This window comes from Methylobacterium platani, assembly GCF_001653715.1.
GTDB lineage: Bacteria > Pseudomonadota > Alphaproteobacteria > Rhizobiales > Beijerinckiaceae > Methylobacterium > Methylobacterium platani.
In genome coordinates, this window is record NZ_LWHQ01000003.1 from 1 (window position 1) to 4,803 (window position 4,803).

The window sequence follows — 4,803 nt, forward strand, 5'->3', positions numbered from 1 at the left end:
GCCGACCGCAGGGCAACGGAGTTCGTGTCGTGTACCGTGGCAGGCCAACGCTTCGCCCGCTTAGGTTCTTGTTCTGTCGCAGATTTTTGGCGCCGAACCGGTAACCACTTCGGCGAAATCTGCTTAGACCTCGTTCCGGGAGGCGACCGCCCGCCCCAGCAGGTCCGGCGTGTCGGGGGCGTTCATCGCGCGGGCGGCGGTCTCGGCGGTATGGCCGCCGGCGTCGCGCCGGGCCGGGTCGGCGCCCCGGTCAAGCAGCGCCTCCACCATCTCGACCCGGTTGAACATCGCGGCGGTCATCAGGGCGGTGCGTCCGTCCGGGCCGGCCCCGTCGATCGCGGCGCCGCCGTCGAGGAGGGCCAGCACCGCCGGCATGGCGCCCTTGAACGCCGCGGCGGCGAGCGGGGTCTGGCCGCGGTCGTTGGCGATCGCCGGGTCGGCCCCGTGCGCCATCAGCACGCCGACCGTCTCGACATGGCCGTGATAGGCCGCGAGCATCAGAAGCGTATCGCCCTTATCGTTGCGCAGGTTGGGCGGCAGGCCCATCCCCAGCAGCTCCGCCAGCTCCGCGTGGTGCCCAAGCCGGGCATACTGGAAGACCCGACCCGCGAAGGCGATCGTGTCCTCGTCCAGCATCGGCTGCGCCGTCGCGCCGGGCTCCTCGTTCTGCATCGCGCTCGCGTCCTTCTCTCGGTGCCGCCGGATATCGAGCGGAGGGGGCGGCTGCCAAGGGGGATCGCTCGGAGGATCGCTCGGGGAGGGGGATCGCGGCCGGGCGGGCGGCTCTCCGGCATTCCGGCGACCGCATTAGGAGCACATTCACTACGTGCCGAGGAAAGGCCGTGCGCGCTCAGGCAATGACATGGATGTTCACGTCCATCTGCGCATGTGGTGCCTCACAAAGAGCTTGAGCGCGAGACGCCAGTCGTGACTGCCCTGTACGATTGTATTACCGGAAATCATGACCTCAAGTTGGTTTTTCTCGCGGCGGTTGTATGCAACCTTGCTGCGGCGACCAGCCTGACGCTTCTCGACCATGCCCGGGTCAATACCGGCAAGGCGCGCCGGCTCTGGCTCCTCACCGCCGCTCTGGCGGGCGGGACCGGGATCTGGGCGACGCACTTCATCGCCATGCTGGCCTTCTCGCCCGGCTTCGCCTCCGCCTACGATCTCGGCCTGACCGGGCTGTCGCTGATGATCGGGGTCGGCATGACGGCAGCCGGCTTCTGGATCGCCCTACGGCCGGGGCTGCCGGCCGCCGCCTGGATCGGCGGCGCGCAGATCGGCCTCGGCGTCGGCGCCATGCACTTCACCGGCATGGCCGCCTACGAGGTCGCCGGCCGCATCGCCTGGGATTCCGGGCTCGTCCTCGCAGCGCTCGCCGCCGGCGCCGGCCTCGGGAGCCTGGCGCTCGCCACCACCTTGCGGGACGGCTCGGTCCGGGTGAAGGTCGCCGGGGCCGGCCTGATGGTGGCGGGCATCTGCGGCCTGCACTTCACCGCGATGGCCGCCGCCGTGATCGTGCCGGACCCGTCGATCGCCCTGTCGGGCACCGCGGTGCCGGCGGAGATCCTCGCGGTGGCGGTGGCCTTCGCGAGCATCACGATCCTGCTGCTCGCCTTCGCGGGCCTGTGGCTGCACCTGCGCGACGAGCGCCGCTCGGTCCTCGAGGGCGACCGCATGCGGGGCCTCGCCAACGCCGCGGTCGAGGGTCTGGTGGTCTGCGACGACGACCGCATCGTCACGGTCAACGACAGCTTCGCCGACCTCGTCGGCCGTCCGGCCGAGACGCTCGGCGGCGTCGTGCTGTCGGATCTCCTCGACGAGGCGGTCGTCGCCGGCCCGGCCGATGCCGCCGCCGACGCGCCGGAGGCCCAGCTGCGCCGGTCCGACGGCACGTCGATCCCGGTCGAGGTCATCCGGCGCGTCATCGATTTCGCCGGCCGGCCGCATGCGGCGCTGGCGGTGCGCGACCTCCGGGCGCGCAAGCGCGCCGAGGCGCGCATCGCCTACCTCGCGCATCACGACGCCCTGACGGGCGCGCCGAACCGCACCAGCTTCAACGACCGGCTGGCCCAGGAGATCGCCCTGGCGACGGCCGCCGACCGGCCGCTCGCGGTGCTGTGCGCCGATCTCGACCGCTTCAAGGAGGTCAACGACCTGTTCGGGCACGCCGCCGGCGACGCCCTGCTGCGCAGCGTCTGCGCGGCGATCACCGGCGCGCTCAGCCCCGGCCAGATGCTGGCCCGCCTCGGCGGCGACGAGTTCGCCGTGCTCGCCCCGAACGTCGACGCGGCCGGGGCGGAGGCGCTCGGCGAGGCGATCCTGGCGGCCCTGCGCCAGGCCGAGACCGGCCCGGCGGGCGCGATCGCGGCGGCGAGCCTCGGCATCGCGGTCTACCCGCATGACGGCGAGGATGCCGAGACCCTGATGGTCCAGGCCGATACCGCGCTCTACCGCGCCAAGCAGGAGGGACGGGGCCGCCTGCGCTTCTACGAGGCGCGGATGGGCGTGCAGGTCCGCGAGCGGCGCCAGATCGAGCACGACCTGCGCCACGCCGTCGAGCGGGGCGAGTTCCGGGTCGTCTACCAGCCTCAGACCCGCATCGACGACGGCGAGGCGGTGGGCTTCGAGGCGCTGCTGCGCTGGCAGCACCCGGAGCGGGGCAACGTGCCGCCGGACCTGTTCATCCCGATCTCGGAGGAGACCGGCAGCATCCTCGCCATCGGCGAGTGGGTGCTGCGCGAGACCTGCCGCGAGGCGGCCTCGTGGGAGAAGCCCCTGCGCATCGCCGTCAACGTCTCGGCGGTCCAGCTCCACGCCCCGGGCTTCGCCGAGCTGGTGCACGAGATCCTGTTCACCTCGGGCCTGACGCCGGCCCGGCTCGAGATCGAGATCACCGAGACGGCGCTGATCCGCGACCTGCCGCGGGCGCTCGCGACCCTGCGGCGGATCAAGGCGATGGGGGTGCGGATCGCGATGGACGATTTCGGCACCGGCTACTCGTCGCTGTCGAACCTGCGCGCCTTCCCGTTCGACAAGATCAAGATCGATGCCTCCTTCACCCGCTCGGTCGATTCGAGCGAGCAGGCGGCGACGATCGTGCGGACCGTGCTCGGCCTCGGCCGGGGCCTGGGCCTGCCGGTCCTGGCGGAGGGCGTCGAGACCACCGGCGAGCTCGCCTTCCTGGGCGCCGAGGCCTGCCACGAGGCGCAGGGCTACCTGTTCGGCCGCCCGGGCCCGATCGACGGGTTCCGCCACCTGACCACCGGGCGGCCCCTCGCCGCCGAGGATGCGGCCTGAGACGGCCGGAGCCCGAGACGGCCGGAGACCGAGACGGCCGAAGACCTGGGCGGCTCGGTGCGAAACCGGCCGCCCGGGCTGGCCGCCGCCGGCGGGAGGCGGCATAAGCCTGGCTGAAGGGGCCGCCCGGCCCCGCAAGCCCGAACCGGGACGAGACCCCATGACCGTCAAGGCCGTCGCCACGCAGCCCTTCCCCGACCAGAAGCCCGGTACCTCGGGCCTGCGCAAGAAGGTGCCGGTCTTCCGCCAGCCGCGTTACGTCGAGAACTTCGTCCAGGCGATCGTCGACTGCCTGCCCGACCGGGCCGGCACCACCCTGGTGGTCGGCGGCGACGGCCGCTTCCTCAACCGCGAGGTGGTGCAGACGACGCTGAAGATCGCAGCCGCCAACGGCTTCGCGCGCATCCTGGTCGGCCGCGGCGGCCTGCTCTCGACCCCGGCGGCCTCCTGCGTGATCCGGAAATACGGCGCGATCGGCGGCGTGGTGCTCTCGGCGAGCCACAATCCGGGCGGGCCGGAGGGCGATTTCGGCATCAAGTTCAACGGCCGCAACGGCGGCCCGGCGCCCGAGCCGGTGACCGAGGCGATCTTTTCCCGAACCAAGGTCATCGGCGAGTACCGCATCGTCGAGGCCGACGACATCGACCTCGACACGCTCGGCGACGTCAGGCTCGGCGAGGCCACCATCACGGTGATCGACCCGGTGGCGGATTACGCCGCGCTGATGGAGACGCTGATCGACTTCGACGCCGTCGCGGCCCTGTTCCGCTCCGGCTTCCGGATGCGCTTCGACGCGATGAGCGCGGTGACCGGCCCCTACGCAGTCGAGATCCTGGAGCGGCGCCTCGGCGCGCCGGCCGGCACGGTGATCAATGCCGAGCCGCTGCCGGATTTCGGCGGCCACCATCCCGATCCGAACCCGGTCCATGCCCACGACCTGATGGTCGAGATGACCGGCCCCGACGCGCCCGATTTCGGCGCCGCCTCCGACGGCGACGGCGACCGCAACATGATCGTCGCCCCGCACCTCTTCGTCACCCCGAGCGACAGCCTGGCGATCCTGGCCGCCCACGCCCACCTGGCGCCGGGCTACAAGGAAGGCCTCGCCGGCGTCGCCCGCTCGATGCCGACGAGCCGCGCCGCCGACCGGGTGGCGGCGTCTCTCGGGATCCCGGCCTTCGAGACCCCGACCGGCTGGAAGTTCTTCGGCAACCTGCTCGATGCCGGCCGCATCACCCTGTGCGGCGAGGAGAGCGCCGGCACCGGCTCGAACCACGTGCGGGAGAAGGACGGGCTCTGGGCGGTACTGCTCTGGCTCAACCTGCTCGCCGCGACGGGCAAGCCCGCCGACCAGGTGGTGCGCGACCACTGGGCACGCTTCGGCCGCGACTACTATGCCCGCCACGACTACGAGGAGGTGGAGAGCGCCGCCGCCGAGGGCCTGATGACGGCTCTGCGCGACAAGCTCGCCGGGCTGCCGGGGCAGCGCATCGGCGACCT

The 4,803-nt window shown here is 72.2% G+C and carries 3 protein-coding genes; 2 read left to right on the forward strand and 1 reads right to left on the reverse strand.

Annotated elements, in window-relative coordinates; genetic code table 11:
• Window positions 1-123 precede the first annotated feature (123 nt).
• Complete coding sequence (locus A5481_RS00850) at window positions 124-672, reverse strand: ankyrin repeat domain-containing protein (RefSeq protein WP_048436890.1); 549 nt, start codon at window positions 670-672, stop codon at window positions 124-126.
• Window positions 673-972: 300 nt separating this feature from the next.
• Between A5481_RS00850 and A5481_RS00855 the strand changes: the two genes are divergently transcribed.
• Both A5481_RS00855 and A5481_RS00860 read left to right on the forward strand, forming a co-directional pair.
• Window positions 973-3,303, forward strand: coding sequence for a bifunctional diguanylate cyclase/phosphodiesterase (locus tag A5481_RS00855; RefSeq protein ID WP_245298610.1), 2,331 nt, complete (start codon window positions 973-975; stop codon window positions 3,301-3,303).
• 160 nt (window positions 3,304-3,463) lie between these two features.
• Window positions 3,464-4,803: alpha-D-glucose phosphate-specific phosphoglucomutase (locus A5481_RS00860; protein WP_064503715.1), on the forward strand; the 1,340-nt coding region annotated here is incomplete at its 3' end.

Excerpts from the sequence above, each read along its gene's own strand:
- A5481_RS00850 (WP_048436890.1), bottom strand. The coding sequence starts at position 672 with ATGCAGAACGAGGAGCCCGGCGCGACGGCGCAGCCGATGCTGGACGAG.